The sequence below is a fragment of the Amphritea atlantica genome (assembly GCF_024347255.1).
Lineage (GTDB): Bacteria > Pseudomonadota > Gammaproteobacteria > Pseudomonadales > Balneatricaceae > Amphritea > Amphritea atlantica.
Genome location: NZ_AP025284.1, coordinates 513,248 through 539,158, shown reverse-complemented (window position 1 = coordinate 539,158; position 25,911 = coordinate 513,248). Strand labels below are relative to the sequence as shown.

Annotated in this window: 24 protein-coding genes; 12 read left to right on the top strand and 12 right to left on the bottom strand. The window is 51.8% G+C overall.

From position 1 onward, the window contains the following. Positions 1 to 9: 9 nt before the first annotated feature. Positions 10 to 942 carry a phosphatidate cytidylyltransferase gene (locus tag OCU43_RS02530; RefSeq protein ID WP_091360652.1) on the bottom strand — a complete coding sequence of 311 codons (933 nt, stop codon included), beginning with the start codon at positions 940 to 942 and terminating at the stop codon, positions 10 to 12. 177 nt (positions 943 to 1,119) lie between these two features. Further along, positions 1,120 to 1,770 carry a hypothetical protein gene (locus OCU43_RS02525; RefSeq protein WP_139203211.1) on the bottom strand — a complete coding sequence of 217 codons (651 nt, stop codon included), beginning with the start codon at positions 1,768 to 1,770 and terminating at the stop codon, positions 1,120 to 1,122. Positions 1,771 to 1,961: 191 nt separating this feature from the next. Between OCU43_RS02525 and OCU43_RS02520 the strand changes: the two genes are divergently transcribed. Next, complete coding sequence (locus OCU43_RS02520; RefSeq protein WP_091360656.1) at positions 1,962 to 3,236, top strand: ATP-binding protein; 1,275 nt, start codon at positions 1,962 to 1,964, stop codon at positions 3,234 to 3,236. After that, complete coding sequence (locus OCU43_RS02515; RefSeq protein WP_091360658.1) at positions 3,226 to 3,777, top strand: response regulator transcription factor; 552 nt, start codon at positions 3,226 to 3,228, stop codon at positions 3,775 to 3,777. The genes OCU43_RS02520 and OCU43_RS02515 overlap by 11 nt, the downstream gene beginning before the upstream one ends. 191 nt (positions 3,778 to 3,968) lie before the next feature. Here OCU43_RS02515 and OCU43_RS02510 read toward each other — a convergent pair whose 3' ends face one another. The 4 genes from OCU43_RS02510 to OCU43_RS02495 are packed head-to-tail and all read right to left on the bottom strand — an operon-like array spanning position 3,969 to position 7,669. Next, the gene (locus tag OCU43_RS02510; protein ID WP_091360660.1) at positions 3,969 to 4,637 is read right to left on the bottom strand and encodes an energy-coupling factor ABC transporter permease; all 669 of its coding nucleotides are present in this window, start codon (positions 4,635 to 4,637) and stop codon (positions 3,969 to 3,971) included. A 52-nt stretch (positions 4,638 to 4,689) separates the two neighbouring features. Beyond that, positions 4,690 to 5,160, bottom strand: coding sequence for a ribosomal protein S18-alanine N-acetyltransferase (gene rimI, locus OCU43_RS02505; protein ID WP_091360661.1), 471 nt, complete (start codon positions 5,158 to 5,160; stop codon positions 4,690 to 4,692). Further along, entirely contained in the window at positions 5,150 to 6,082 is a 933-nt protein-coding gene (locus OCU43_RS02500) for a uracil-DNA glycosylase family protein (RefSeq protein WP_091360663.1), read from the bottom strand. Before OCU43_RS02500 ends, rimI begins: the two co-directional genes overlap by 11 nt. Positions 6,083 to 6,130: 48 nt before the next feature. Beyond that, positions 6,131 to 7,669 carry a 2-isopropylmalate synthase gene (locus OCU43_RS02495; protein ID WP_091360664.1) on the bottom strand — a complete coding sequence of 513 codons (1,539 nt, stop codon included), beginning with the start codon at positions 7,667 to 7,669 and terminating at the stop codon, positions 6,131 to 6,133. Between the two features lie 246 nt (positions 7,670 to 7,915). Between OCU43_RS02495 and OCU43_RS02490 the strand changes: the two genes are divergently transcribed. Beyond that, entirely contained in the window at positions 7,916 to 9,073 is a 1,158-nt protein-coding gene (locus OCU43_RS02490) for a MalY/PatB family protein (protein ID WP_091360666.1), read from the top strand. A 202-nt stretch (positions 9,074 to 9,275) separates the two neighbouring features. Beyond that, a complete protein-coding gene (locus OCU43_RS02485) occupies positions 9,276 to 10,205 on the top strand; it encodes an IS481 family transposase (RefSeq protein ID WP_261832965.1) in 930 nt (309 codons plus the stop codon). Between the two features lie 386 nt (positions 10,206 to 10,591). On the opposite strand, the gene OCU43_RS02480 is transcribed toward OCU43_RS02485, so the two are convergent. From OCU43_RS02480 to efp, 3 genes are all read right to left on the bottom strand, one after another. Continuing rightward, a complete protein-coding gene (locus OCU43_RS02480; RefSeq protein WP_091362054.1) occupies positions 10,592 to 11,107 on the bottom strand; it encodes a hypothetical protein in 516 nt (171 codons plus the stop codon). Positions 11,108 to 11,622: 515 nt separating this feature from the next. Beyond that, positions 11,623 to 12,594: an EF-P lysine aminoacylase EpmA gene (epmA, locus tag OCU43_RS02475; RefSeq protein WP_091362052.1), complete on the bottom strand. Its 972-nt coding sequence runs from the start codon at positions 12,592 to 12,594 to the stop codon at positions 11,623 to 11,625. A 299-nt stretch (positions 12,595 to 12,893) separates the two neighbouring features. Continuing rightward, entirely contained in the window at positions 12,894 to 13,457 is a 564-nt protein-coding gene (gene efp, locus OCU43_RS02470) for an elongation factor P (protein ID WP_091362051.1), read from the bottom strand. A 110-nt stretch (positions 13,458 to 13,567) separates the two neighbouring features. Between efp and epmB the strand changes: the two genes are divergently transcribed. Together epmB and OCU43_RS02460 are read left to right on the top strand one after the other, a co-directional pair. Continuing rightward, on the top strand, positions 13,568 to 14,578 hold the full coding sequence (gene epmB / locus OCU43_RS02465) for an EF-P beta-lysylation protein EpmB (protein ID WP_091362049.1): 1,011 nt from the start codon (positions 13,568 to 13,570) through the stop codon (positions 14,576 to 14,578). A gap of 7 nt (positions 14,579 to 14,585) precedes the next feature. After that, positions 14,586 to 15,422 (top strand): glucosaminidase domain-containing protein, encoded by an 837-nt coding sequence (locus tag OCU43_RS02460; RefSeq protein ID WP_091362047.1) that lies wholly within the window; start codon positions 14,586 to 14,588, stop codon positions 15,420 to 15,422. A 2-nt stretch (positions 15,423 to 15,424) separates the two neighbouring features. On the opposite strand, the gene OCU43_RS02455 is transcribed toward OCU43_RS02460, so the two are convergent. Further along, positions 15,425 to 18,757, bottom strand: coding sequence for an EAL domain-containing protein (locus OCU43_RS02455; protein ID WP_091362046.1), 3,333 nt, complete (start codon positions 18,755 to 18,757; stop codon positions 15,425 to 15,427). A gap of 343 nt (positions 18,758 to 19,100) precedes the next feature. Between OCU43_RS02455 and OCU43_RS02450 the strand changes: the two genes are divergently transcribed. Then, positions 19,101 to 19,544: a DUF805 domain-containing protein gene (locus OCU43_RS02450; protein WP_091362044.1), complete on the top strand. Its 444-nt coding sequence runs from the start codon at positions 19,101 to 19,103 to the stop codon at positions 19,542 to 19,544. Between the two features lie 81 nt (positions 19,545 to 19,625). On the opposite strand, the gene OCU43_RS02445 is transcribed toward OCU43_RS02450, so the two are convergent. Then, entirely contained in the window at positions 19,626 to 19,940 is a 315-nt protein-coding gene (locus tag OCU43_RS02445) for a DUF1820 family protein (RefSeq protein ID WP_091362042.1), read from the bottom strand. A gap of 157 nt (positions 19,941 to 20,097) precedes the next feature. On the opposite strand from OCU43_RS02445, the gene miaB reads away from it, so the two are divergent. The 5 genes from miaB to lnt all read left to right on the top strand — a co-directional run bounded on the left by miaB (position 20,098) and on the right by lnt (position 25,403). Beyond that, positions 20,098 to 21,456, top strand: coding sequence for a tRNA (N6-isopentenyl adenosine(37)-C2)-methylthiotransferase MiaB (miaB, locus tag OCU43_RS02440; protein WP_091362041.1), 1,359 nt, complete (start codon positions 20,098 to 20,100; stop codon positions 21,454 to 21,456). Positions 21,457 to 21,528: 72 nt separating this feature from the next. Continuing rightward, the gene (locus OCU43_RS02435; RefSeq protein WP_091362060.1) at positions 21,529 to 22,542 is read left to right on the top strand and encodes a PhoH family protein; all 1,014 of its coding nucleotides are present in this window, start codon (positions 21,529 to 21,531) and stop codon (positions 22,540 to 22,542) included. After that, on the top strand, positions 22,539 to 22,997 hold the full coding sequence (gene ybeY / locus OCU43_RS02430) for an rRNA maturation RNase YbeY (protein WP_091362039.1): 459 nt from the start codon (positions 22,539 to 22,541) through the stop codon (positions 22,995 to 22,997). The genes OCU43_RS02435 and ybeY overlap by 4 nt, the downstream gene beginning before the upstream one ends. Before the next feature lie 28 nt (positions 22,998 to 23,025). Next, positions 23,026 to 23,883 carry a CorC family transporter gene (locus tag OCU43_RS02425; protein WP_091362038.1) on the top strand — a complete coding sequence of 286 codons (858 nt, stop codon included), beginning with the start codon at positions 23,026 to 23,028 and terminating at the stop codon, positions 23,881 to 23,883. Next, positions 23,883 to 25,403 carry an apolipoprotein N-acyltransferase gene (gene lnt, locus OCU43_RS02420; protein WP_091362036.1) on the top strand — a complete coding sequence of 507 codons (1,521 nt, stop codon included), beginning with the start codon at positions 23,883 to 23,885 and terminating at the stop codon, positions 25,401 to 25,403. The genes OCU43_RS02425 and lnt overlap by 1 nt, the downstream gene beginning before the upstream one ends. Here the strand turns inward: lnt and OCU43_RS02415 are convergent. Beyond that, a complete protein-coding gene (locus tag OCU43_RS02415) occupies positions 25,350 to 25,889 on the bottom strand; it encodes a zinc ribbon-containing protein (RefSeq protein ID WP_091362035.1) in 540 nt (179 codons plus the stop codon). The genes lnt and OCU43_RS02415 overlap by 54 nt on opposite strands. Positions 25,890 to 25,911: the final 22 nt, after the last annotated feature.

Below are 25,911 nucleotides of genomic sequence, written 5' to 3'. Positions count from 1 at the left end.
CCCCTCCAATCAGTAATAACTGTAATAGAGAAAATGAAAAAACAGTGGAGCGGTAAACATCAGACTATCCATTCGGTCCAGAATCCCACCATGCCCAGGGATCAGATTGCCAGTATCCTTAATCTGCAGATCCCGTTTAACCGAAGAGATCACCACATCACCAAAGAAACCGCTAACACTGATCAGCAGTCCGGCAATCAACCCCTGCCACCAGTTTAACGGCGTCAGCAACGGCGCAGTCAGCCCTCCTAGTAAGGTAATCGTAGCAACACCACCGAGAAACCCTTCCCAGGTTTTATTCGGACTGACCTTCGGAATAATCTTATGCCGGCCGAATCGCTTACCCCAGATATACTGACAGACATCGTTAAACTGGGTCATAAACAGCAGAAACAATACCGGACCGATATAACCAGCCATCTCATTCTTTACCGGCAACACCAGCAGATAAGCGATATGGCTGATAGCAAAGACTGTCAGCATGGTTGCCCAATGGAGAATCCCCACCGAACGAATAAACCCTTTTGTTTCACCCAGTAGCACCATCCGTACCGGCAGCAACAGAAAGATGTATACCGGGATGAAGATGATAAACATGCCGTACCAGCCAATAGACACCCAGTAGTACTGCACGGGAATTGACAGATAGGCCCAGAAGATCACCCGCCGGTCAGTTTGCCGGGTAGGTACAATCGAAAGAAACTCTTTTAACGCCAGAAAACTGAGAAAGCCAAAAAAGACAATGGCCAGGGTCTGATTAAACAGCAGTGCTGCAAACAGAATACCGATCATCATCCACCAGGACTGCACCCGCTGTCGGAGTTCGGTGTAATCTTTATCAGGATGCTTCTGTTGCATACGATAGCTAATCAGGCTACCGCTCATCAGCAGAATAACCACCAGCAGGATCAGATAAAACGAGTGAATCGGTACACCAAACATATGATTTCAAAATCCTTTTAAATAAATGCGCAAAGTACCTAATATTGAAAGGCTAAATTCTACCTGCGTTACAGTATACTGTAATCAAAACATAACATAATACTGTGGCGATCACGCCTGATCTCCTTAGCAAGAATTTAAAACAATCCCTGTGGTTAAACTGTAGTTACAACCGCCTTATTCGGAAAACTTCCAGGGCTTGTCTTCAGGCACATATACGCTTTCCTTCTTAACGCAACGCTGGCTGATGTCAGTCGCTTCGGAAAACAGAATGTCCCGCCCCTGGGCTATTTTTCGCGTATAGAGCGGGATTGTCCAACCGTAAAAAACAGCTTCGCATCGCTGCGTCGTCAGCACCCCGGCCATATCTTCTTCACTCCAGTTGCACTGATAATCTGCGATTGTCCGTACAGGACCTTTATCAGATAACAGTTTATAAGGGGTAAGGTTCTTTTCAGTCACCGGGTGCATCCGGACTCTGGCAATATTACCTACAGAGAGATAGGTGTACTCCGCATCAGAGGTTTCCCAGCGCTGTTTACGATAGGGGGTGTAGGTTATTTCACCCCGCTGCCGGGCCTGCATTGTGAGCATCCCGCCGGTTTCTTCAAAATAACTGGCGTCGGCTGTTGCAATTACCACCTGACGGCCCTTCCTGTCGGGTTGTTCATCGATCAGACGGGTAACAAAATGCTCATAGGTGATAACCACTGCAGGCACTTCATCAGAACTGCAGGTCAACGCCCCCTGATTCTGTGCATGGACGAAAGGTATACTGAATAGAAAGACTAAACAGAGCAATCGTTTAATAACTGGATTCATTTGCATAAAAAGCTCAGCCATTGACTCCCAAAATTTATCTGCAGACATTGTGATTGCCTGATCAACAGAGAGCAATAGTTGGAGGCAATGTGACTTAACAGTTTTGCGACAAAGATAAACAATCAACGTGCGACAATCTGCCACATTCATGACTTAAGGCGCTTGGTTATAATTCTGCTTTCTGCCAAGCTAGCGCTATGAACTACACCAGCAACACCCGTCATCAGCTATTGCAGCTCAGTTATATCCGTACGGTCACTATTTTCGGCCAGAGCGGGTTGTTGCTGTACCTGTTTTTTGGCCTGCATGTCACGCTTAATTTCTGGCTGATCGCGTTTGCGCTGCTGGCGATGGCGTTGCTTAACCTGTTGTCACTCTTGCGGCTGCGCTCCCCTATGCCCCTGACCCAGCTGGAGTTTTTCTTTCAACTGGTTGCAGATATCGCTTTTTATGTCTGCTTGTTATATCAGATGGGTGGCGTGGGCAACCCCTTCTCCGCACTGCTTCTAATCCCCCTGATTATCAGTGCAACCTCACTGCCGCGACAATACACCTGGCTGACTGCACTGATGGTGACCATCAGCTACTCTCTGCTGATGCGCTTTTTTATCCCCATCAACCTGCCGGATACGGGGCATCAGCATCAGGCCGATGCACTGTTAAATCTGCACCTTGCCGGGATGTGGGTTAACTTTATTCTCACAGCAATTCTGATCACCTGGTTTGTTGTGAATATCCGCGAGAATCTGCAGCGTCAGGAACTGAGCCTGAATCGTGCACGAGAATCCAACCTGCGCAATCAGCAGTTGCTCTCTCTGGCCACCATGGCAGCCGGTACAGCCCATGAGATGGGAACACCGCTGGCGACTATGCGGGTCCTGCTGCATGAGATTAAACTTGATCACAGTGAAGATCAGGAACTTGTGGAGGATATTGAGATCCTTCAGGCTCAGGTGGAAAACTGTTCCGATCGTCTGAAACACCTGGCGGAATCAGTCAGGCAGGAGCAGCAGGAATCCCGCGCACTGCCTGCCGCACAATTTTTCGATGAAATTCTGGACCGCTGGTTGCTGATGCGCCCCACTGCACGCTTCAATCCCCCGGTGATCAACGTCAGTGGTAATCCGGTCATACTCAGCTCTATCCCTCTGCAACAGGCGTTTATTAATCTGTTGAATAATGCCGCTGATGCATCGGATAAACCGCTGCAGATCGAGGTATCGTCTGATGCACAACAGATACTCTTTACTATTCTGGATCAGGGGCCGGGGATACCTCTGGAGCAAGCGGAACAACTGGGTAGCCCGTTTATCACCACCAAAGGTAAAGGCCTGGGCATAGGACTGTTTCTGACTGCCAGCGCACTGGACAGCTATGGCGGAGAGGTCCGGCTGTTCAATCACCCAGAAGGGGGAACACTGACCGAAGTTAAACTACCGGTCATTAAAGAGGGGCATAACAATGGATACTGATTCGTTAGCTTTGCGTTTTCTGATTGTTGATGATGACGAGACGTTCTCCCGGGTATTAAGCCGGGCAATTAAACGACGGGGTTATGAGACGGCAGTGGCCGGTTCAGCGGAACAGGCTCTGGAGATGTTACAAACCTTTACCCCGGATCTTGCCACTCTGGACCTGAAGATGGATGGCGCCTCAGGCATCACTCTGATTCCCCGTCTGAAAGCGCTTAACCCCGATATCAGAATTCTGATTCTGACCGGCTATGCCAGTATCTCTACGGCAGTTGAAGCGATCAAGCTGGGGGCTACCGATTATCTCGCCAAGCCTGCCGATACCGACCAGATTCTCGCAAAATTGAACGCTACAGAGCCGGACCCGGATATTGAAATAGCCGATAAACCTATGTCTGTAGGACGACTGGAATGGGAACATATTCAGAAAGTGCTGACAGAGCATGATGGCAACATCTCGGCTACCGCCCGCGCCCTGGGCATGCACCGGCGCACCCTGCAGCGTAAACTACAAAAACGGCCGGTCAGGGAAGAGCATTAACGTTGCTCGTTGTAGGAGCGGCTTCCAGCCGCGAGAATAGGTGAAAATGTTCAATCGCGGCTGGAAGCCGCTCCTACAAATACAAAGAAGGGTTTTATCGAGCAACGGCTTTTGAAGCTCTTTGTGACGTCGAGCTACGAGCAACGGCTCTTAAAAAATCACTTTTCCTGTGACAATCGAGCTATATCCCTTTACTGATCATCAATATATTTTTTAGCATCGAAGGTGCGGATCCAGTCAGGATAGAACACCATCATCCCGGTCATGATGATGCCGTTGAGCAGTCCCTCAGGAAAAACAATAAGAGGCAGTATCTGTATATACTCGCTATAGATCTTATCACTGCTGTAAACGTCACTGATCCACAACAGAAACCCCATGCTCAGCCCGCCGACAAGGGTCGCCGCCCCCGCTCCCAAAAAAGCACAGAGAAACAGATAAACAAAGAAGTTAGGTGGCAGCCGTGCTTCAACCTGACGCAGAATATAATAGCTAACCAGCGAAGGAATGACGACGGTGCAGAGCCCGTTCACGGCGAAGCCGTCCCAGCCCTCCCGCCCAATCAGGGTAGTCCCCAACAGTGCCAGACTGGCGGATAGAATCGCAAGATCCCAGCCAAACATCAGGGTAAGCACCGTCACCCCGAGAAAATGGATACCCAGTCCGGGCGAGATGCCGGCCCGCATCTGCCATAAAATCATCAGCCCGACGGTTGTTCCCAGAAACAGATGTTGCAGCTGCCGGTTGCTGACGAGCGTCGACCAGGGCGCAGACCATATCGCCAGCCCCAGCAACAGAAAATAACCGGCCTGGGCAAACCAGAACCAGAAGCCGGTAATCAGGTCTGTGGTTAAATTCATGACGTTGCCGAATCCCTTGAGTAAACTCTCTAATCAGTGAGTTCTGTCGAGTTTAGCGCGCTGACGGTAAAATAAGATTGTTACAGCTCATTAAAATAGCATCTTCACTGCCATTTCCGCTTGGATAATAGCCTTTACGAATACCATCTTCTGTATAACCCAGCCGCAGATAGAGTTTGCGGGCAGCCTCGTTAGAGCTGCGCACCTCGAGCATATTCCGCCGAATATCGTCTTTGTGAAGCTGCTCATGAACATAACCCATCAGCTCAGTCGCCAGCCCCTGGCCACGGCACACAGGGCTCACCCCTATCTGCAGTAGCTCGGCCTCATCCAGAACCGTTGACAGCAGAGCAAACCCGGTCAAATGCGCCTCCTGCCACATACCATAACAACGATATCGCTGACCAGACAGATACGTGTGTAACTGAGTTTCAGACCAGGGGGAAGCGAAACACAGGGTCTGCAGCTCAGACAGCTGCAACAGATCGTCGACCTTAAGCGGTCGCAGGTGATTATCGCTCATCGCCAGCCAGTTGTTTTTCCAGGTGATCGAGCAGTGGTTGCAGATCCTGCCACACCTCCCGCTTGCAGCCCGGCACCATCATCATCTCGGTAAGGCTGGCAGAGGCCAGGGTTTTAACGCTGGAACGCAGACTGAACAGCATACCGCGCAACTGATCCAGCGGCTCAGTTCGTTCCAGCACCATCTGGGCGGCCGACTCGCCCAGCAGTAATACCGTATTTACCGGACTCTTTTGCAAACTTTTCTTCAGTTTATGCTGCACGGTGAGGCGGGCCTGTTCAGCCCCCTGATCCAGCGATTTGCTGGCAAACATCGGCCAGGGAAGGGTGTAAAACTCAGCCGCACTGCCGCCGCTAAGACCGATAGAGCGCAGAATTTTATCGAGTAGAATCTGGTGGTGCGCATCGGCCTGCCCGCTGTTCAGTTGCGCCCGCGCTGACACGGACACCGGTGGCAGAGAATCGATGACCAGGCAGTCCTGATATACCATAAAGGCCAGCTTAAACGGTTTTTGTTCCGTCTGTGTGGCGGGATCGGGAAGATCGATATCCACCGATTGAGAGAGGCTTATATCCGCCGCAGCTGCTGGAACCGCTTCAGAAGGCGCTGTAGGGGGCACCTGCACCTCAGGCCGGGCTGGCGCAGCGGCTGCAGACGCACTACCGGCCGATACTGCTTTCTGCTCTTCCCCAAAACTGGCACTCAGCTCAGCCCGGGCCTGTTTAGCAGCATGAGCGCGATCAGCCGGTTTAAGGATTGGAGCAGATCCCGTTGCAGCAACATCAGTTGCCGATGCAGGTTGCGGCCAGCAGTACTCCCACACCCAATCCGGGGTGGGACGGGCACCGGGGAGCTGTCGACGGGGCAACCAACTGACAATGCCCAGCGTTTCCAGATACTGATTTCGTAGCGACTGCTCCATTCTGCTGTTCCCTTTACCCTGAACTGATAACTGAAATTTACGCGTCAGTTAAACCTGCGGATGAGCTTTCTCTTCAGTGGATTCAAGCATATTCAACGCATGGATATAGGCTTTAGCCGAAGCGATAATAATATCGGTATCCGCCCCCAGCCCATTAACGATACGCCCCCCCTTCTCCAGCCGCACGGTCACCTCGCCCTGAGAATCGGTGCCGCTGGTGATCGCATTGACGGAATACAGTTCCAGACTGGCATCAGATCCAACCAGTGAGGCAATCGCTTTAAATGCCGCATCCACCGGACCACTGCCCTCAGCTTCGGCGGTGTGTTCAGCGTCGCTAACCACGACCGTCACTTTAGCAACTGGCACTTCACCGGTCTGGGAGGTCACCGAGAGACTGCTGAGCTTAAACTTCTCGTAATGGGATGCACGGGTATCACTCACCAGCGCCTGCAGATCCTCATCGAAAATCTCATGCTTTTTATCCGCCAGATCTTTAAACCGGGCAAACGCAGTATTCAGTTCAGCATCCGATTCGAAAGTGGTGCCCAGTTCTTCCAGTCGAGCCCGGAAAGCACTGCGACCGGAGTGCTTGCCCATCACCATCTTATTGGCGTTCCAGCCAACATCCTGGGCGGTCATAATCTCGTAAGTTTCGCGGTGCTTCAGCACACCATCCTGATGGATACCGGATTCATGAGCGAACGCATTAGCCCCCACAATCGCCTTATTCGGCTGTACCGGAAAACCGGTCACACTGGAGACCAGCCGAGAGGCGGGCACGATCTGCGTGGTATTGATACCGGTATGCAATCCCAGCACATCCTGGCGGGTGCGCAGCGCCATAACCACCTCTTCCAGAGAAGCATTACCTGCCCGTTCACCCAGGCCGTTAATAGTACATTCCACCTGCCGGGCTCCGGCACTGACCGCTGCCAGCGAGTTGGCGACCGCCAGACCCAGGTCGTTGTGGCAGTGAACCGAAAACACCGCTTTATCGGCGTTGGGAATCCGTTGCAACAGCTGCTGAATCGTATGGCCAAACTCTTCCGGTACGGCATACCCCACCGTATCCGGAATATTAATCGTGCGGGCACCAGCATCGATCACCTTCTCGATAATGCGGCACATGAAATCCAGCTCAGAACGGCTGGCATCCTCCAGCGAGAACTCCACATCACTGATCAGGTTTCGCGCCCGCTTAACGGCATAGACCGCCTGCTCCACCACTTTGTCCGGGTCCATCTGCAGCTTATACTTCATATGGATCGGCGAGGTGGCAATAAAGGTATGGATACGTCCGGAATTGGCATTCACCAGCGCTTCACCCGCGCGATCAATATCGGCATCCAGTGCTCGTGACAAAGAACACACCGTGCTGTCTTTTATGGTATCTGCAATCGCTTTAACTGAGGCAAAATCCCCCGGCGAGGCGATCGCAAAGCCCGCTTCAATCACATCCACCTGCATTTTTTCCAGCTGTTTAGCTATACGCAGCTTCTCTTCGCGGGTCATCGAAGCGCCGGGGCTCTGCTCGCCATCACGCAGAGTGGTATCAAAAATAATTACACGGTTATTATCGGTCATGAGCGGACTCCGGGAACTGATTGGCTGCGACTCTCTATGGTGCGGCAAACAAGCTGTATTGATTAGTTGGAAAAGGGATCGGCAGCGGGCGGGACTGTAACGCTACAGTCAAAAAATTGCCGGAAAATTAAGGCCATATCCACTATATTATCTGATACTGAGTAATATAACTTCCTGATGGCTATTTGCAACTTAATGACATACAAATAAGCCCCTGTCAGCCTCTCAACTAAAGGGATTCAGCCGATGAGCTATGATCATTTCGATCAACCTGTAGACCGCCATACAACTTCCAGCCAGAAGTGGGAGAAATACCGCGACACCGATATCCTGCCAATGTGGGTCGCCGATACCGACTTTATGGCTCCCCCCGCAGTGATAGAGGCACTGCAGGCGCGGGTCGACCATGGCATCTTCGGCTATACCAACACCCCCTCAGAACTCAGCCAACTGATTATCGAGCGGATGCAAACACTCTATAACTGGAGCATTCAGGAGGAGTGGCTGGTCTGGCTACCGGGGCTGGTGTGTGGTCTCAATCTGGCCTGTCGCAGCGTCGGGGCCAGTCAGGACGAGGTCGTCACTGCCAAACCGATCTACCCCCCCTTTATGTCCGCTCCCCGCTTATCTGACCGGCGTCTGATCACTGTGCCCATGATTGAACAACAGCAGCGCTGGCTGATCGATTTCGACGCACTGGAACAATCGATTACCGATAACACCACACTATTATTGTTCTGTAATCCGCATAACCCGGGAGGCACCGTCTACCGTAAAGAGGAACTGCTGCAACTGGCTGATCTCTGCCTTAAACACGGGCTGACCATCTGTTCTGATGAGATCCACTGTGATCTGATTATGGAGCCGGGATTAAAACATATCCCCCTGGCCTCGCTGAACCACGAGATAGCAAACCACAGCATCACCCTGATGGCCCCCAGCAAAACCTTTAACATTGCTGGCTTAGGCTGCTCGTTTGCCATCATTCCCGATACCCGGTTGCGCAAACAGTTTCAACAGGTACGCAAAGGGATCGTACCCGACGTTAACCTGCTCGGTTATACCGCGACAATGGCCGCCTACAAAGAGGGAGCACAGTGGCATCAGCAGCAACTGGATTACCTCAAAGGCAACCGCGACTACCTGATGCATGAGATCAATCAGATTCCAGGGCTCAGACTTAACCCGGTGGAAGCCACCTACCTGGCCTGGATAGATGTCTCAGCCGCCAAGCTGGAAAACCCCGCCCACTTCTTTGAACAGGCTGGCGTAGGGATGTCACCGGGACGGGACTTTGGCGATGACCGCTTTATGAGACTCAACTTTGGCTGCACCCGCAGCCTGCTGATAGAAGCGGTCGACCGCATCCGCCGGGCGATGCTTAGCCAGTTGCCAGGGGGCTAACTCGCTTCGCGAGAGTCGCTAGACGTAAAACTTCGTTTTACTTGCTAGAAAAAGAATAGGTACCAGATGTCCGCTTTCGACAAAGCGGACAGAAAAGTGCCGTGGCTAGATGTGAAATTCAGAGAGGTTGTTCACAACTCGGTTGTATAGGAAGCTGTTGGTTGCGAAATCAATAGCCCTTTAAACAGAGGAGTGAACAACCATGCACAAGAATGCAAAATCTAGCCTCCATAGTCGAGTTTTAATTGTCAAAAAACATCTTGAAGAAGATGTGCCCGTCTCCGACCTGGCTGACTTTTTCGAGGTATCTAAAAGCCTGATCTATCGCTGGATCAGGCGCTATCATCAAGAAGGCCTCAATGGACTTCGAGATCGTAAAAGTCGACCTAAACGCATCTCATCGCGAACGCTTTATTGGCAAGAGCAAGCGATAAAAGCTCTGGCCCTGGGTGGCTGGTCACAAACGGATATTGCTGCCACACTCAAGATGCCGCTGTCGACTGTCTGTGTTGTTACCCATCGCATGTGTGGTCACCTGCTGAAAAAGACAGAACCCGTCCGTCGTTATGAATACGATGAGCCAGGCGGGCTAATTCACTTCGATATCAAGCGTGTCGCACGTTTCAGCCAGCCAGGCCACCGCAAGACAGGTGTTCGTAAAGTGATGACCAAAGGTGCTGGCTGGGAATACGTGCATATCTGTATCGATGATTATACTCGTTGGAGCCATGCAGAAGTTCACCCCAGGCAATCGGCTAAGGATGCTGTCAGGTTCTTTGAAAACACCCTCAAAATACTGAAAGCAATGGATGTGAAGGTAAAACGGGTGCTGACGGATAATGGTAAGTGCTACACCAGCAGAGCCTTTAGAAATGCCGTCAAAGCGATCGGTGCACGCCCCATGAATACGCGCCCCTATCGCCCTCAGACAAACGGTAAAGCGGAACGTTTTATACAGACGCTGATTCGGGAGTGGTCTTACGGCAAACTGTATAACAATTCCGCTCAGCGAAATGCGACACTATCCTGTTATCTGAAGTGGTATAACCTTGTCAGACCACATGGTAGTTTAAACAAACAACCACCTATAAGCCGGTTACTTGTGAACAACGTATCTGAAATCTACAGCTAGATCGCGGCTGCGCCGCTGGCTAGTGGTTAGAACGTCGCTGCGCGACTCGCTAGAAAAAGCGCAGATAACGTGGGATCTGCGTATAACCATAACTGTTACACTTTTTCAAAATGCGTAGCGGACATTAACATCAAAAACTAAAGGCGTTGACCCCTTTAAGTCCCGCGAGGCTCAAGACGCAGGTAGCTAGCGCATTCCGCAGGGTTTTATGCATATTGGGACTGACAAGCGTGAGGATTTTGTTCAATATAGTGGTCGTATTCATAGCTCTGGCGGTAATTTTTTGGCGAAATAATTGATCGCCAAGGGCTATGAACGCTCCCTCCTTAAGCTAGCTATTTGTTATTTATTGAAAATTCGTGGGAATACCACAGACTCTGACCCCATTAATCTAAAAATTTACTAATTGCACTCAGGCCTCTACCTCTAGCAAAGTCCTCAGCAGAATAACCGCTCTCATTTTTTGCTTTTGGATTTGCTCCCTGAAAGACTAATCTCTTTACAAGATCTAAATCATTGTTCACAACAGCCTCAATTAATTTTTTATTGATGTCCGATAAAGGCTCCACTGAACTTTTCTTACTATTTCTAGCTCCCTTATGAGATTTAAATACAAGATAGACGTAACAGAGACTAAGAATAGAAGGAATGACTAATAAAGGGGGTATCATAAGGCCGCTGACGCCACCAGAACCTAAACTACTAAGGAAATCATAGATTCCAAAAAGAGACCCCACAGACAAAAGCCAACTTCCAGTGGCGGCATTACGGTAACCACAATGTTTCTTTGCTTTAAAATGGCTATACGGTACTTCTATTAGGCCAACAACGATAATTATTGCCGCTGGAATACATAGAACGTACCCAATTATAAACAGAGAGCTAAATATTATATTTTCCATCGTTCCCTGACTCCTCCGATGAAACAAGTAAGCGAACTTTGATAGAACATCCTATGCTATCACTATCGCGTAGACAAAAAGGGGGGATGTCCGCATTTGGCACATAGCAGACCATCTCTAATGACTCCCTTATAAAAAAACCGCCTTACGAAGCCCGCATTTATCAATCAGCGCGAATAGTCCATAAAAAAGGTTTTTCGAGCCACGGGCAAGTCACGTTTTTTGTGACGTCGAGCTACAAGCAACGGCTCTTCTGGAAGGCTGTTTTCTGTGCTTTTTCTAGCAAGGAAACGAAGTTTCCGTCTAACAACTAGCAGCCGCGCAGCGGCGATCTAGCCTCGGTGCTTTTACATCCGCTTTTGGCACAAAGCAGAATCGCCCGCTAGCTTCTGACGCCCAGAAACCAACCATAGATAATCTCCCTGTAGATCGCACTTTGCGCTTTTTCTAGCAGTCGCGAAGCGACGTTCTAACAACTAGCCAGCCGCGCAGCGGCGATCTAGCGACTGCCCCTCTCAGGCCCGATCAAACGGCAGAGCGATCACATCACTAATCTGCTCAGTCCCCAGCGCTAACATCACCAACCGGTCCAGCCCCATTGCAACGCCGGCACACTCAGGCATACCTGACTCAAGCGCGTCCACCAGCAGGCTGTCGGTAGGTCTGATGGGTAACCCTTCAGACTGTCGCTGAGCGATATCCAGCTGAAAGCGACGCGCTTGCTCTCCCCCATCGGTGAGTTCATAGTAACCATTAGCCAGTTCAACACCCGCGACAAAGAGTTCGAATCGACAGGCAACCGGTTGACCCGTTTCATCTTCAGCTATACGGGCCAGTGCCGCCTGACTGGCCGGATAATCGTACACAAACACTGCCCCCTGACTATCCAGCTGAGGCTCGATCACATGAGACATCAGCAGGTTCAACCAGTTATCCCGGTTGTCATCTTCCATCTTAATGTCGATATGCTGGCGGGTGATGGCTGCCAGCTCCTGCACGGTAGCTGTTTGCAGATCCAGCTGAAGGTATTGCCGAAACAACGCGCTATAGCTAATCCGTTGAAACCTGTCGATGCCAATAAGCGGGGCGACCAGCGCTTCAACCTCATCCATCAGTTGATGGTGATCAAAGCCGGGGCGATACCATTCCAGCATGGTAAATTCCGGGTTATGGCGACGGCCGCACTCACCATTACGAAACGCTTTACAGATCTGGTAGATCGCACCGCTGCCGGACGCCAGCAGCCGTTTCATCGCATATTCAGGAGAGCTTTGCAGATAGCGGGATTGTTCCTGTTGCCCCGGTAGCGGATGGTAGCGACACTCAATGGTATCGATATAGGGATCACTGACTGCCGCAGAAGTCATCAGGGGGGTTTCCACCTCCAGCACATCACGCGTGGCAAAAAACTCCCGGATCTGCGCAAAGATCTGCGCCCGCTTGCGCAGATTATTCAGCGGAGCTGTCGCTCTCCACAATTGACTCATGGGTGATTACTCTTCAATAAAAAAAAGGCCTTCAGAAACAGTTCCCTGTAGATCGCCGCTCTTGCGCATCCCTGCGCCCGCGGCATACCGTACATCCTGTCATCGCCGCTCTTGCGCATCCTTGCGCCCGCGGCATACCGTACATCCTGTCATCGCCGCTCTTGCGCATCCTTGCGCCCGCGGCATACCGTACATCCTGTACATAAAAATGGCAGCCGTGGCTGCCATTGGAATCGTATAAATTGAATTGAACGTGTTAAGAGCCAGTTATCACCAGCTCAATAGCGTTCAAACCATTTTTAAGCGCGGGACACGTACTCGCCACTGCGGGTATCGATCTTCAGGATATCGCCCTGTTCAATAAACAGAGGCACCCGCACAACCGCGCCAGACTGAAGTTTGGCTGGCTTAGAACCACCCTGCGCTGTATCCCCCTTAAGGCCGGGATCGGTTTCAGTCACTTCCAGCTCAACAAAGTTGGGTGGTGTAATCGAGATCGGATTGTTATTCCACAGGGTCACCAGACACTTGTCCTGCTCTTTCAGCCACTGATGAGCATCACCAACCGCGGTTTTATCCGCAGCAACCTGCTCATAGCTTTGTGGATCCATGAAGTGCCACATCTCACCATCACAGTAGAGATATTCCATATCGGTATCCATAACATCAGCACTTTCAGCGGTTTCATTCGATTTGAAGGTGCGTTCCCAGGTACGCCCGGTAATCAGGTTTTTCAGTTTAACGCGGGTAAACGCCTGCCCCTTACCTGGTTTAACGAACTCAACATCTACCATTGAACAAGGATCACCCTCGATCATCACTTTCAGGCCATTTTTAAACTGGTTGGATGGGTAATTTGCCATATCGATCTCGAATTAGATTAGACTCAGGTGAACTGCTGCCACCGCAAAATTGACACACATTCTACTTGAAAGGAGAATGCGAGCAAATTTTCCAGCGAAATTATTCTACTATGCACTCACCTATTCAGTTGCCGGATACCTGGCAAACCCTACTCAGTCAGACGCTGGAAAGTCCGGAAGCGTTGTTACGCTACCTCCAGTTGCCAGATTCGCTATTGGCAGGAGCCAACCGCGCCAGCCTGGAATTCGCCATGCGGATCCCCCGCCCCTGGCTGGACCGCATTGAGAAGGGCAACCCGGATGACCCGCTGCTGCGCCAGGTTCTGCCGCTGGCTGAGGAGCTGGAAGAAGTACCTGGATTTACCCTCGACCCACTGGAGGAGAGCCACAGCAACCCGGTGGACGGGCTGATTCATAAATACAAAGGGCGGGTGCTGGTGATACTTACCGGCGCCTGTGCGATCAACTGCCGTTACTGTTTCCGGCGTCACTTTCCTTACGCCGAAAACCGTCTGGGACCGCAGCAATGGCAAAATATTCTTGACTATATTACCGCTGACCCCAGCATCACCGAGGTGATCTTCTCCGGTGGCGATCCTCTGGTTTCCAGCGATTCACGGTTAAATCAGCTGATTACTGATCTTGAGCAGATCCCTCATCTGGCCCGGCTGCGTATTCACAGTCGACTGCCAGTAGTGCTGCCACAGCGGATTACCGATTCTTTCGTCAATGTACTGAAGCAGACCCGCCTTAAGGTAGTGACCGTTATCCACAGCAACCACCCCCAGGAACTGGATAGTCATGTTGCCGCAGCGGTGCAACGGCTGACCGGGGCGGGGATTACTGTGTTGAACCAGGCCGTGCTCCTGCGGGGTATTAACGACAGCGTCACGACGCTGAAAACACTCAGTGAGCAGCTGTTCGATATCGGTGTACTACCTTACTATCTGTTTACCTTTGATCCGGTTAAAGGTGCGGCACACTTTGATCTGCCGGATGATGACGCCCGGCAACTGATGCAACAACTTCAGGACCAACTGCCGGGCTATCTGGTTCCCAGACTGGCACGCGAGATTCCGGGCAGAGGCTCTAAAACCCTGCTGTTTACGGATCAGGAGTAACCCCGCGATGAGTACAACACCACAGTCACAGATACAAACGGTATTACTGTTTATCGCCGCACTGATGTTTGGTTTTGGCGCACTGGTACAGATCGCTGATCAACGCGATCAGTCCGCGACCCCGGTAACTTACAAAGCTCTTAAAACACCTGCCGATATAGTCCATCTGACCAATCCCGTTGAAGCCGTTGCCTATACCTCCGTCGTATCGCTGGCACCACTGCCGGTCGCGGAAAAGAAACAACGCTTTATCGCTTTGCTGTTGCCGGCTATTCTGATCAGTAAGCAGCACCTGCAACAGCAAAGAACCCGGCTGGAACAGCTACTCTCCCTATCTGCTCTCAATAGCGAGGAGCAGACCTGGCTGGAGCAGCTTAAATCAACCTACAATACCGACTCTCCGGCAGAGCTGCGTCAACGTATGGTCGACCTGCCAAACAGCCTGATTCTGGCACAAGCCGCCATTGAAACTGGCTGGGGCAGTTCTCGGTTTTTCGTGCAGGCAAATAATGTGTTTGGTGTCTGGTCGTTTGACCCGAATGAAAAGCGCATCATGGCGAGACAGACGAGAGATGGTCGGGCGGTCTTTGTTAAGCGTTACGACTCTTTACTCGGCGCGATTGAGGACTATTTTCTCACCCTGGCGCGGGGCAACGCGTATATCGAGCTGCGCCAGGCAGCCCGACACACGCAGAACAGTCTCGAACTGATAAAACACCTGCACCGCTATAGTGAGCTGGGGGATGACTATGTTAAGCGACTGGAGACGATGATCGTGCAAAATCGTTTACGGCGCTACGACAGCTACCAGTTGTCAACCCGAAGCAATTCTGTAAGCCAGTGAAACTACCGATCATCATCCCCGCTTACCTGCTGTAACAGCGCATCCAGCGGCTCAGGCATCCCCAGTCCGTAACCCTGACCATAATCAACGCCGATCTCTCGCAGCATCTGACATATCTCATCATTTTCGACAAACTCCGCAATAGTGGTTTTGCCCATGACATGACCGATATCGTTGATCGACTTAACCATCGCCTGGTCCAGTTCATCATTGAGAATCCCTTTCACAAACAGACCATCAATCTTGAGATTATCCACCGGCAGGTTTTTCAGGTATGCAAAAGAGGAAAGCCCACTGCCAAAATCATCCAGCGAAAACTGACACCCATAAGCCTTCAAGGCGTTAATAAAACGCTGCGCTTCGACCAGGTTAGCGATTGCCGAGGTTTCGGTAATTTCGAATTTAACCTTGTATGGCAGCAGGGAGGAACGTTCCAGATGTTTGATAATCGCCTCTTTGATGCGCGGGTCTCCCAAACTCCCACCAGACAGGTTAATCGCACAGCAGCCAAAATACTGACTGAACTGGGTGAAGTTCCGATCCAGCCACTGAAAGGCGTTACCCACCACCCATTCATCGATACGACCGGCCAGTTGATAGCGCTCAGCTGCCGGCAAAAAAGCGCCTGGAGGCACAATATTACCCTCCCGGTCCTTCATCCTCAGCAACAGCTCTACATCCGGCTTCAGCTGAGAGTTTTGTAATGGCACAATCACCTGGCCATAGAGCATAAAGCGGTTCTCATCGAGAGCAGCATTAATCTCAGTAACCCAGTGCATCTCCCCTTCACGCCGGGCCAGCATCTCATTCTCCGGTGTATAGAGATGCACCCGGTTTCGCCCGGCATCTTTGGCGGTATAGCAGGCAGAGTCTGCCTGCTTCAGAACTTCCGTTAAACTGGCCGAGTGTTCATTAATCGCTACCACACCGATACTGACGCCGATATTGAATGCCTGCTGTTCCCAGCAAAACTTAAAGTCAGCAATAGCATCCCGGACCGTTTCCGCGACAACCTGCGCCTTTTCCAGAGGACAATTCTGCAACAGAATACCAAACTCATCCCCGCCAAGACGGGCCAGGGTGTCATTGGACCTTACCCGGCTTTGCAGCAGTAGAGAAACCTGCCGCAATAGCTCATCCCCCGCAACATGACCGCAGGTATCATTAACCACTTTAAACTGATCCAGATCGAGGAAGCAGAAAGCATGCTGACAACCCGGCTGGCGTTGAGTATTGAACAGAGCCTGCATACGTATCTCAAACTCACGCCGGTTGATCAGGCCGGTCAACTGGTCATGACTGGCATGGTAGCTGATCTGTTCAGAGATCAGTCGATTTTCGGTAATATCCTGCAGAGTGACCACATAGTTTGTCAGCACCCCATGAAAATCATAGATGGGGGCGATGTTAACCTGCGCCCAGTAGTAACCATTCGATTTTTTACGGTTAACAATCTCTCCACGCCAGTTAGGTCTGTCAACCAGCTGCGGCCAGAGATCCGCATAGGAGGTCTCTCCTGGCTGGGGAAAATGGAGCATATTTATCGGCTTTCCGATCACATCTCCGGGCACAAAGCCGGTCTCTTCGGTAAATTTAGGGCTGGAATATTCAATCTCACCATCCGGCAGGGTAATTAATACCATGTTGGGGCTGAACTCTACCGCTTTAGATACTTTAACCAGCGCCTGTTCGGCCTTGCTGCGCTCCTCCACCTCATGTTGCAACGAGGCGGTTTTTTCTCTTACCACCTGGCCGATACGCAGGGTGCGGCCAGTAAGCGACAGCAACCAGCCGCCGAGCAGGGCCGCGAATAACATCCCTCCCAGTAATACAATCCAGCTGCTCCATTGCGAAAAATGCACGAAGAAATCGGGTTTGGCGCTGTAAGTAAACTGATAAACCCGTCCCCCGACTGAATACTCTTTGCTCAGTCTCAACGGCTCATAAGGGTTATCCATGATCTCATCACCGGTGTATATCGCTTGCCGGTTATCGGTCACATCCATGACGATCACACCAACCTGTGCAGCCAGATCCTGTCGTTCCCTCAGCACGGAGTTGATAAAATCCCCTACCCGGTACACCGCCGCAACCACACCTTCGTCAGACAATCCCCGATCGACTCCGTTATGATTGACCTGCAGATAGGCCACAATGCCCTTCTGCTCTCCCGACTCCTGAATCAACCGGATCGGAGCGGTAAATGCAACACCGCTGTGTTCACGCGCCCGTTGCAGCGCCTCCTTCGCCAGCGGATTACTGATCACATTAAAACCAAAAGCCCGCTCATTTTCGACAAACGGCTCAACGTAGGTGACCGGATAATAGACCTCTCTTTGCGGGGCGCTGACCAGCTTCCCGCTATCACCCAGCTCTACGATAGGCAGGGGGATAACGGCGGAAGTTTCATACTCAGCACGGAGCCCGCCGGGTATGCGGGGAATCCACTCCAATGCCTGTATTTCAGGATAGCGTTGCAGCATATGCAGGGTAAAATTGTGAAAATCAGCCGCGCCTATGCTCGTACTGCTCTGAAACAGACTACGTAATGAGAACAGTACCTCTATACCACCATCCAGGCGCACCTTCATATTGGAGTGTAGCTGTTCCACCTCCTGTTTAAACTTCAGAGCCCGTTCCTGCTCCTCATAGTTTCTGGTGATCAGAAAAAGGATCACAATCACCATCAGCAAGCCGCTCATCGGCAACACGATGGCCCATTTACGGGTAAATAAAGTACTCCGCGGACCTGCAAAAAGTGCCAGCAACATCGGTGCAACCACAATCGCGCCGATAGTGTCGCCAATCCACCAGGTTAACCAACTGATGAAAAAGCTCTCCCAGCCAATAACACCAAATACCAGCAGGGTGATAATAGCCATCAGACTTGCCGCAAGTGACGCCAGGGGCCCGATAATCAGCAGAAACAGGGTGATCTGTTTATCATCAATCAGATCCGGCATCCGGCCAAAAAAGCGATATATCAGCCAGACCGCTCCCGCCGCTTCAAGAATAGCCGCCATACTCAGCAACAGCATCAGGCCCAGAGAGCGAAACAGCCCAGCCGTACTACCCGCATCAAGCCAACTGCCAGCATAGAACACCATAAGGGCGATAAATAAGCCGAAACAGGCACGATACCCACGCAGCAGAATAGCCGTGATCGAGACCCCCGCCGCGGGCCAGACTGCAGACGCATCGCTGGGTGGGATCGATAGCAGCCCCACCGAAACCTGCGCCAGAAAAAGATAAGCCAGACCGGGCAGTACATGCGTACAGAACAGGTCAGAAATACTACGTTGCGGCGATTTAACTCGTGGTAAATTTGACGACATACAGCGACTGCGTTCTCTATATTAATGCTAGCGTGTTTTAAACTCTGTAAACAATGTACCCTAAATCGCTCTTCATAATGAGTTTTAACTACCCAATCTGCCAAATCCGCTATACAGATTGTCTCACTCAGTCACTCATTCCGGGCCGGATGAGATATACAAACAGAACCGTGACTTTCATCAACTCAGATGACTTGATATTTAACTCTATTGCATTAATGTATGGCCGGCTATAAGACGATGTGCATATTTTCGCACCGCATCAGTTATAGCCACTATAGCCAACCGTGGCTGGCTAAGCGTTTTATCAACCGGACCACCGGATCAAAAAAAGGATTTTAAAATGAATACTGATATTTACGCCTCCCCTCAGGCGGCTTTAGACCACCCCTCCGATAGCATTACCCCACTCACGCTGAAGCAGATTCTGTTCTCATTTGAGGGACGGATTGGCCGGAAAACATTCTGGCTGGCGTCACTGGCCTCTGCGCTGGTCACATGGGCTATTACGGCAGGCCTGGTGGCTATGCTGGTCGCCGCCATAAACACTTCAAGCGATCCTGCCTCGGGCATTATCACCTATATAGCCCTTACCTTTTTACTCTGTATACCAACAGGCTGGATCGGACTGGCCCTGCAGGCAAAACGCTGGCATGACCGCAACAAGTCCGCCTGGTGGATTCTGATTATGTTTGTACCGCTTATTGGCCCGTTCTGGGTGCTGATCGAAGCGGGCTTTCTACCCGGCAGCCCAGAAGCTAATGACTATGGGGCCCCCAGCGCCTGACTAAAACAAAAAATGCGCAACGCCTGAGCAGCGTTGCGCATTTTTCAATGCCGGCGATAGTCGTAACCGACTGGTCTGCGATCAGTTTCTCGGCGGCATCACCGGAAACTGTGTCACGGTACCTTTCACTTCGGTAATTTTTGCCGGACCTTCATGTTTGACTTCATCGATGCGAATAATCGCCTGCATCGGAATATAACTGCGTTCCACATCTTCAAACTGTTTTTTAAGCTTCTCTTCAGAGGGATCAACCACCATCGAGCTCTGACTACCAAAAACGATGTTTTCTATTTCCAGAAAACCCCATAAATCACTTTGGTAGACATTATGTGCATAGATCTCATAGATCTCGTTCTGATTAAGAAATTTTATCCGGTAGATTGGATCACTGGCCATGTTTCACTGCACTCAAAAAGGGTTTACTGGCGTTATTATGGGGACGCTTTAGCTGATTACAAGTGATTTCCTGAGCGGTTAAAAACTATGCAGCCGGATTGCCATAAAGTATAATTCCCGCCCTTTTAATTTCTCCACGATGCAGAACAGGTGTGCAATGGCCAAAAAGCTATTCATTAAAACCCACGGTTGCCAGATGAACGAGTACGATTCAGCCCGTATGGCGGATCTGCTGGGCGAAAGCCATGAACTTGAGTTAACCGACAATCAGGCCGAGGCGGATGTACTGCTCCTGAACACCTGTTCCATTCGTGAAAAAGCGCAGGAAAAGGTGTTTCATCAACTGGGTCGCTGGCGCAAGCTGAAAGCGAAGAATCCGGAGCTGAAGATCGGTGTCGGCGGCTGCGTCGCCTCCCAGGAGGGAGACGCTATTCTGAAACGCGCCCCCTATGTCGATATGATCTTCGGGCCGCAAACCCTGCACCGCCTTCCAGAGATGATTGATCTCACCAACACCGGCACGCAGAAGAAAGGGATTGTCGATATCAGTTTTCCTGAAATCGAGAAATTTGATCACCTGCCCGCGCCCCGGGTTGAAGGTGCTGAAGCCTTTGTCTCGGTAATGGAAGGTTGCAGCAAATACTGCACGTTCTGCGTGGTGCCCTACACCCGTGGAGAGGAGGTCAGCCGGCCGCTGGATGATATCATTACTGAAGCGGTGGAACTGTCCGAGCAGGGGGTACGGGAGATCCATCTGCTGGGTCAGAATGTTAATGCTTATCGGGGAGCCACCCACGATGGCGACAGTGCAGATCTGGCTGAACTGATTCGCTGCGTGGCTGCCATCGATGGTATCGATCGTATCCGCTTTACCACCTCCCACCCGGTTGAATTCAGCGACAGCCTGGTAGAGGTTTATCGCGAAGTACCTGAACTGGTGAGTTTCCTGCATCTGCCGGTACAAAGTGGTTCTGACCGGATTCTGATGGCGATGAAACGAGGCCATATGGCGTTGGAATACAAGTCCCTGATTCGTAAAATCAGGGCCGCCCGGCCCGACATCACCCTGTCATCCGACTTTATCGTGGGTTTCCCCGGTGAAACCGATGCCGATTTCGAAGCCACCATGAACCTGATCGCCGAGATCGGCTTTGATAACTCCTATAGTTTTATCTATAGCCGCCGCCCGGGGACCCCGGCCGCTGATCTCCCCGATGATGTCTCCGACGACACCAAGAAAGAGCGCCTCAATATTCTGCAGGCGCGTATCACCCAGCAGGCGATGCAGATCAGCCGCCGGATGGTCGATTCGGTACAACGGATTCTGGTCACCGATTACTCCCGTAAAGACCCGGGTATGCTACAGGGACGCACCGAAAATAACCGGGTGGTTAACTTTCGCTGCGATAATCCCGATCTGATCGGCCACTTCGCCGATGTCCGTATCGTCGAAGCATACAGCAACTCACTGCTGGGGGAGTTAGTCGCCTCAGAACTGGATCAGGGCTGGCAATGATTCAACATGCCGGTCGGCATAACCCGGCATCCTGCTAAACTTAACAGTATCTCTCTATTAAAGGACTCGTTTTTGAACACAGCGCAAACCATTCAGCTCACTCTGGAACCGGATAATCCGCAACACCTGTCCAACCTGTGCGGCCAGCTCGATGAGCATCTGCGTCTGATTGAACAACGACTCGGCATAGAGATCAGCAACCGGGGCAACAGCTTCAAACTGGCGGGCAGATCCAATGTCGTCCGTGCGGGAGCCAAGATGCTGGAGCAACTGTATGAAGATGCCCAGCAGGGCGAGCAGATCACTCCGGATCAGATCCACCTGCTATTACAACAGTCTGGCGTTGAGCAACTGACCGGTGGCACACCAGCAGCACCGGTCTACCAGGCAGATATTACCATCCAGACCCGCAAAACTCTGATCCGCCCCCGTGGCCCCAATCAGCAGGGCTACGTACGCTCTATCCTGACCCATGATATCAATTTCGGTATTGGCCCCGCCGGCACCGGCAAGACCTATCTGGCGGTGGCCTGCGCCTGCGAAGCGTTGGAACGCGAGGAAGTCAGCCGTATCCTGCTGGTCCGCCCGGCGGTTGAAGCGGGTGAAAAGCTGGGCTTCCTCCCCGGCGATCTGAGCCAGAAAGTTGACCCTTACCTGCGCCCACTGTATGACGCCCTTTATGAGATGTTGGGGATTGAGCGGGTCAGCAAACTGATTGAACGCAATGTGATCGAAGTCGCCCCACTGGCCTATATGCGTGGCCGGACCCTTAATGGCTCTTTCGTTATTCTCGATGAAAGCCAGAACACCACCCGGGAACAGATGAAGATGTTTCTCACCCGGATCGGCTTTGGCTCTACCGCAGTGATTACCGGCGATACCACGCAGATCGACCTGCCCAAAGGGGTCCGGTCCGGTTTAATCCATGCCAGTGAAGTACTTCAGGATGTGAAAGGGATCGGCTTTACCCGGTTTACCGCCAAAGATGTGGTGCGTCACCCACTGGTGGGTCACATTGTTGAAGCCTATGACGAGTACGATAAACGCCAGGAACAACGCGCCGATCAGCCACAGGACAAACGATGAGCTATTTTGTTGACCGCCAGTGCCAGATAGAGGATCACAACCTGCCCTCGGAAGAGCAACTGACACAGTGGGTTGCTGCGGCATTGCATGGGCGGCTGGACGAAGCGGAACTCTCGGTGCGTATCGTCTCTCCCGAGGAAAGTCGTGAACTCAATCACCAGTACCGGGGCAAGGACAGTTCCACCAACGTGCTATCCTTTCCCTTCGAGGTACCCGAAGGTATAGAGCTGTCACTGCTGGGCGATCTGGTAGTGTGTGCCGAGGTCGTCGCCAGGGAAGCCGACGAGCAAAACAAGCCATTATTTAACCATTGGTGCCATATGGTAGTACACGGAGTCTTGCATCTGCTTGGATTCGACCATATAAATAGCGATGAAGCGGAAGAGATGGAACAGCTGGAGCGGGAGATTCTCGCCAGTCTGAATATTCCCGACCCCTATCTGTTAACTGAGTAAGCGAGATAGTGAAACTACGGAGCACCACATGAGCGATGAGCGATCGGGAAATGGTCAGCAAAAGTCCTGGCTGGGGAAACTCACCCAGATATTTTCTGATGAACCTAAAACCCGTGAAGACCTGCTGGCAGACCTGAAAGACGCCACCGACGAAAATGTTCTCGACCAGGAAGCATTCAGTATAATCGAAGGGGCGATGCAGGTAGCCGACCAGCAGGTGCGGGACGTGATGATTCCCCGCTCACAGATGGTGGTGGTTGAAGCCGACCAGACCCCTAAAGAGTTTCTGCCGATTATTATCTCCTCAGCACACTCCCGTTTTCCGGTTATCGGTGAAAACCCGGATGATATTCTCGGCGTGCTGCTCGCCAAAGACCTGCTGTCACTGATTCTTGACGACAACAACCTGGAAAACTTTGATATCAGGCAGCACGTCCGCAAGGCTACCTTTATCCCCGAAAGTAAGCGTCTTAACGTGCTGCTCAAAGAGTTCCGTGCCACCCGTAACCATATGGCAATCGTTGTCGATGAATATGCCGGTGTCTCCGGCGTTATCACCATCGAAGATGTACTGGAACAGATCGTCGGCCAGATCGAGGATGAGCACGATGTTGAAGATGATGAGGGCAATATCAAACCCTTTGATGATAACGGTTATATTGTCAAAGCCCTGACGCCGATTGAAGATTTCAACGAGTTTTTCGATATCGGCATGCCAGATGATGAATTTGACACGATCGGCGGACTGGTGACACAGAAATTTGGCCATCTGCCTCGCAAGGACGAAACAGTGGAAATTGATACATTTACCTTTAAAGTTCTCAGCGCAGACAACCGGCGAATCCGTCTGCTTCAGGTTATCCGGACAACCCCGGCAGATTACTGATGGCTAACCGCACAGCGTTTCTTTTCTGGCGGATCATACTCTGTATGATCACCGGCGCCCTCGCCCCCCTGTCGCTGGCCCCCTTTGACTACTGGTATCTGGGCGGCGTTTCTGTTGCCATACTGTTTATTCTGTTACACAACTGCACACCCCGGGCAGGCGCCTGGCTGGGCTGGTGTTATGGACTCGGTTTCTTTGGCGCCGGCGTGTCATGGGTGTTTGTCAGTATCCATGAGCACAGCAATGCCTCGGGGTTGCTGGCCGGTTCAATGACGGCACTGTTTGTCGCCGCCCTGGCGCTTCTGTTTGCCCTGCAGGGTTGGCTCTACAGCCGTTTTTTTCGCAATGTAGCTGGGTTCTGCGCGCTCTGGATAGCCTTCGAGTGGCTGCGCAGCTGGCTGTTCACCGGTTTCCCATGGCTCTATCTGGGCTACGGTCTGATCGATACGCCGCTGGCCATCTTTGCGCCACTGGGGGGAGTCTGGCTGCTCAGCCTCTATGTAGTCCTGAGCAGCACCCTGTTGGTCACCTTTTTTAAGCGCCTGAAACATCCCCTTCAGGCAGCAACCATTCTGATGACTGTAGGGCTGCCCCTGATTGCCGTACAGCAGCATCAGATTCCCCAGAGCTGGACGCTCCCGGTGGGTGAGCCGGTCAGCGTCATGGCGGTTCAGGCCAATATCCCGCAACAACAGAAGTGGCAGCGGGGCGAACTTGAACATATCCTGCAAACCTATGTCGACCTGAGCCTGGACAGCGATAAAGTGGACCTGCTGATCTGGCCTGAAACAGCCATCCCGACCTTCTATCCGAAAGCCAGAGTAATGCTCAGCCCGTTCACGGAGAGGCTGGAGGAGAGCCATACCGCGATGATCAGCGGTATTCCAACGGTCTATATCGATTCGGAACAACCAAAGGGAAAACGCTACACCAATAGCCTCACTCTGTTTGCTGGCGGCAGCGGCAACTACGATAAACAGCGACTGGTCCCTTTCGGCGAATATGTGCCACTGGAACGACAGTTACGCGGCATTATCGACTTCTTTGACCTGCCGATGTCGGAGTTCAGTCTCGGATCACCGGATCAGCCGCTACTGGAAGCAGCAGGCAGCCAGATTGCGCCATTTATCTGCTACGAGATCGCCTATCCGGAGTTAGTGCGACAGCAAAGTCTGAGCAGCGATCTGCTGCTGACTGTCAGCAACGATACCTGGTTTGGCCATTCAAGCGCACCGGCGCAACATCTGCAGATAGCGCGGATGCGGGCGCTGGAGACCGGCCGCTGGCTGATTCGTTCAACCAATAACGGTATCAGTGCACTGATCAGCCCTGACGGAAATATCAGCACCACTGTACCGCAATATCAACAAGCGGTGATGATCGGTGAGGTGCAGCGGATGCAGGGGCTGACGCCTTATCAGGAATGGGGGATCAAACCCCTGCAGGTAGTAACAGGCCTGATGTTGCTATTCGGTCTGTTCACCGCTCCACGGCGCCGACAGTCGCGTAAAGGTTTCTGAACCACACTTGGGGCAGGCGCTCAGGGGCGCGGTATGGGTGTTAGAGATCTGCTCACCACAGTCGACACAGACAAAAGTGCCTGCCGCCGCCGTGTCACCGGCGGCGTAGTAGTCCTCTCCCTCCGCCAGGCGCTGTTCCAGCTCGGTGATGCCGATACGGGTGCGATCAGCCAGATCCATTAACTGTTGTGCCACCGTCTGCTCCAGCGCATTGAGATCAAAATTAAGCCATGCAGCAACCCCTTCACCGGTCTCATGGGCATAATAACCGAGCTGTTTAAGATCTTTTTTCAGATAGGCACTGAGCAGATCCATCTCATCCCGGGTCATCTCTTCGGCAGTCAGTTCCAGCTCGACAGCCTCTTCAATTTTCTCCTGCAGATACTCCCAGGAACGATGCTCAGCGGATTCCAGTTCACGACGTAACCGGCTCAGCACCCGATCATACTGAGCACTACGATCTTTTCCACTGCTATTGTTGCTCATATCCATCTCCAAAGCCGACTAA

Bases quoted from the DNA above. Each gene is read 5' to 3' on its own strand.
- OCU43_RS02530 (WP_091360652.1), bottom strand. From the start codon at position 942: ATGTTTGGTGTACCGATTCACTCGTTTTATCTGATCCTGCTGGTGGTT.
- OCU43_RS02525 (WP_139203211.1), bottom strand. From the start codon at position 1,770: ATGCAAATGAATCCAGTTATTAAACGATTGCTCTGTTTAGTCTTTCTA.
- OCU43_RS02520 (WP_091360656.1), top strand. From the start codon at position 1,962: ATGAACTACACCAGCAACACCCGTCATCAGCTATTGCAGCTCAGTTAT.
- OCU43_RS02515 (WP_091360658.1), top strand. From the start codon at position 3,226: ATGGATACTGATTCGTTAGCTTTGCGTTTTCTGATTGTTGATGATGAC.
- OCU43_RS02510 (WP_091360660.1), bottom strand. From the start codon at position 4,637: ATGAATTTAACCACAGACCTGATTACCGGCTTCTGGTTCTGGTTTGCC.
- rimI (WP_091360661.1), bottom strand. From the start codon at position 5,160: ATGAGCGATAATCACCTGCGACCGCTTAAGGTCGACGATCTGTTGCAG.
- OCU43_RS02500 (WP_091360663.1), bottom strand. From the start codon at position 6,082: ATGGAGCAGTCGCTACGAAATCAGTATCTGGAAACGCTGGGCATTGTC.
- OCU43_RS02495 (WP_091360664.1), bottom strand. From the start codon at position 7,669: ATGACCGATAATAACCGTGTAATTATTTTTGATACCACTCTGCGTGAT.
- OCU43_RS02490 (WP_091360666.1), top strand. From the start codon at position 7,916: ATGAGCTATGATCATTTCGATCAACCTGTAGACCGCCATACAACTTCC.
- OCU43_RS02485 (WP_261832965.1), top strand. From the start codon at position 9,276: ATGCACAAGAATGCAAAATCTAGCCTCCATAGTCGAGTTTTAATTGTC.
- OCU43_RS02480 (WP_091362054.1), bottom strand. From the start codon at position 11,107: ATGGAAAATATAATATTTAGCTCTCTGTTTATAATTGGGTACGTTCTA.
- epmA (WP_091362052.1), bottom strand. From the start codon at position 12,594: ATGAGTCAATTGTGGAGAGCGACAGCTCCGCTGAATAATCTGCGCAAG.
- efp (WP_091362051.1), bottom strand. From the start codon at position 13,457: ATGGCAAATTACCCATCCAACCAGTTTAAAAATGGCCTGAAAGTGATG.
- epmB (WP_091362049.1), top strand. From the start codon at position 13,568: ATGCACTCACCTATTCAGTTGCCGGATACCTGGCAAACCCTACTCAGT.
- OCU43_RS02460 (WP_091362047.1), top strand. From the start codon at position 14,586: ATGAGTACAACACCACAGTCACAGATACAAACGGTATTACTGTTTATC.
- OCU43_RS02455 (WP_091362046.1), bottom strand. From the start codon at position 18,757: ATGTCGTCAAATTTACCACGAGTTAAATCGCCGCAACGTAGTATTTCT.
- OCU43_RS02450 (WP_091362044.1), top strand. From the start codon at position 19,101: ATGAATACTGATATTTACGCCTCCCCTCAGGCGGCTTTAGACCACCCC.
- OCU43_RS02445 (WP_091362042.1), bottom strand. From the start codon at position 19,940: ATGGCCAGTGATCCAATCTACCGGATAAAATTTCTTAATCAGAACGAG.
- miaB (WP_091362041.1), top strand. From the start codon at position 20,098: ATGGCCAAAAAGCTATTCATTAAAACCCACGGTTGCCAGATGAACGAG.
- ybeY (WP_091362039.1), top strand. From the start codon at position 22,539: ATGAGCTATTTTGTTGACCGCCAGTGCCAGATAGAGGATCACAACCTG.
- OCU43_RS02425 (WP_091362038.1), top strand. From the start codon at position 23,026: ATGAGCGATGAGCGATCGGGAAATGGTCAGCAAAAGTCCTGGCTGGGG.
- lnt (WP_091362036.1), top strand. From the start codon at position 23,883: ATGGCTAACCGCACAGCGTTTCTTTTCTGGCGGATCATACTCTGTATG.
- OCU43_RS02415 (WP_091362035.1), bottom strand. From the start codon at position 25,889: ATGAGCAACAATAGCAGTGGAAAAGATCGTAGTGCTCAGTATGATCGG.